Below are 1,001 nucleotides of genomic sequence, written 5' to 3'. Positions count from 1 at the left end.
GGCAAGCCCCATCCACGCACTGACGCCGACGCCGTCGAACGACGGCGGCATGGTCAGCAGCGTCAGCACCAGCATGATCGGCAGCGACAGCACCAGCGCCCAGCAGATCACTTGCCAGCCGCCGAGCCTGCGCGACAGCGCGGCGCCCTCGGCATAGCCGAGGCCGCAAGCGATGATGGCAGCCAGCATCAGACCGTCGCCGACCGGCGAGGCAGTCACGCCCTGCGTCAGCGCAAAGCCCGCGACCAGCGCACTGCCTATGCATGAAAACAACCAGAACGCCGGGCGCGGCCGATCGCCGCCGCGCAGCACGCCGAATATCGCAGTGGCCAGCGGCAGCAGGCCGACGAAGATAATGGAATGGGCCGTGGTGACGTGCTTCAGCGCCAGCGCGGTCAGCAAGGGAAAGCCGACAACCACGCCAAGTGCCACGATCACCAGCGACAGCAGATCGCCGCGCTCCGGGCGTTTCTGCCGAAACAGGAGCAGCAGCGCAAGGCCAAGCAGTCCGGCAATCGCCGCCCGGGCCGAGGTCAGGAATGTCGGATCGAATTCCCTGACCGCCACGCGCGTCGCCGGCAGCGAGCCGCTGAAGATCAACACGCCGATGAATCCATTCATCCAGCCACTCGCGGTCTTGTCCATCGTATGCTCCGTTTGTCGGCTCCGTATCGCGCGGAGCCGGTAGTATCGCCAGAGACAATGCGGTACAATTATGCAAAACTGTCATAGTCAGCAGAGCAGTACGGATGGACAAGCAGACTACAGGAAGCGAGAGCGGCGGTACGCTGGTCGAAGGCGTCATGGCGACGATCCGCCAGCGGATCGCGGCGCGCAGCCTGACGCCGGGAGCGCAATTGCCGTCGATCCGCGCCTTTGCCAAATCCATGCGAGTGTCCAAATCCACCGTGGTCGAAGCCTATGAGCGGCTCGCCGCCGAAGGCGCGATCCGCTCGCGGCCGGGCTCCGGCTTCTATGCCGCCGGATCGCTGGCGCCGCTG

General features: G+C 65.7%; 2 protein-coding genes. One reads left to right on the top strand and one right to left on the bottom strand.

The window, feature by feature from the left end; translation table 11 throughout:
• Positions 1-645, bottom strand: a 645-nt coding sequence (locus ENZ75_RS32895) for a DMT family transporter (RefSeq protein ID WP_164888225.1), incomplete at its 3' end; no start/stop codon positions are given.
• 104 nt (positions 646-749) lie between these two features.
• Here ENZ75_RS32895 and ENZ75_RS32890 point away from each other — a divergent pair.
• A partial coding sequence (locus ENZ75_RS32890; protein ID WP_164888224.1) for a winged helix-turn-helix domain-containing protein occupies positions 750-1,001 on the top strand: 252 nt, incomplete at its 3' end.

The organism is Mesorhizobium sp. M7A.F.Ca.CA.002.04.1.1 (genome assembly GCF_004022805.1).
GTDB classification, from domain to species: Bacteria; Pseudomonadota; Alphaproteobacteria; order Rhizobiales; family Rhizobiaceae; genus Mesorhizobium; species Mesorhizobium ciceri.
This window is presented reverse-complemented; position numbering and strand designations above follow the sequence as displayed.